Here is a 1,117-nt window from a genome sequence, read left to right on the forward strand (position 1 = left end):
GTAAAACGCCGGGGCGTACGCAACACATTAACTATTTTGGGCTTTTTGCTAAGGATGACCTATTAGCCTATTTGGTGGATTTACCAGGATACGGCTATGCCGCCGTTAATCATGAGACCAAATACCACTGGAATAGCCTTCTAAGCGATTATTTGCAGGAGCGCGAGCAACTGGTCGGGATGATTCTCATCGTCGACTCCAGACGCGGAATCACCGATTTAGACGAGCAAATGATTCAATGGTTTGTACCAACCGGCAAACCAATTCATATTTTGCTCAGTAAGTGTGACAAGCTTAATAAAAGCGAATGCAAGCATGCCTTAGAGGCCGTACGTAAAAGATTACAGCAGTATGATCCCGCCCTTCCAGATGGAACGGGCGACTCAAAACGACTTACGGCACAATTATTCTCAAGCACCAAGCGAATTGGCCTTGAAGAGGCCGACAATACAGTTATTAAATGGTTATTTGAAGCAGAGACTCAAGAAGATGAAATCACAAGCTAACTCTTTGTTGAACTTTCCGGCGCACCGCCCACGTCGCATGCGTCGCGATGATTGGTCGCGTCGCCTGATGCAAGAGAACAGCGTTTCGGCCAATGACTTGATCTACCCAGTGTTCCTACTTGAAGGCCAAGGTAAATCAGAAGCTGTTAGCTCCATGCCGGGAGTTAATCGCGTATCTCTCGATTTACTTTTTAGCGTTGCCGAAGAATGCGTTTCATTAGGCATTCCTGTGATGGCACTCTTTCCAGTGATTGATGCATCTCTGAAAACACCTGATGGCAAAGAAGCTTTTAATCCCAATGGATTAATTCCAAACGCAGTGCGTGAGCTCAAGAAACGCTTCCCCAATTTGGGCATCATGACGGATGTCGCGCTTGACCCTTACACAAGCCACGGTCAAGATGGTGTCTTAGATGAGCAAGGTCGTATTCTGAATGACGAGACTACGGCAATCTTGGTCCAACAAGCGATTGCTCAAGCTCAAGCTGGTGTTGATATCGTTGCACCATCAGACATGATGGATGGCCGCATCGGAAAAATTCGTGAAGCACTAGAGCAAAACAAACTCATTCACACTCGCATTATGGCTTACTCAGCAAAATATGCTTCGG

1 protein-coding gene and 1 pseudogene are annotated in these 1,117 nt (G+C 46.5%); both read left to right on the forward strand.

Features of this window, described 5'->3' with window-relative positions; translation table 11 throughout:
* The coding region (gene yihA / locus B7X71_RS17510; protein ID WP_293601682.1) for a ribosome biogenesis GTP-binding protein YihA/YsxC at nt 1-506 on the forward strand (506 nt) is incomplete at its 5' end.
* Nucleotides 490-1,117, forward strand: a pseudogene (locus B7X71_RS17515) (porphobilinogen synthase); the annotation flags it as partial. The gene yihA and the pseudogene B7X71_RS17515, both read left to right, overlap by 17 nt.

Source organism: Polynucleobacter sp. 39-46-10, from assembly GCF_002282275.1.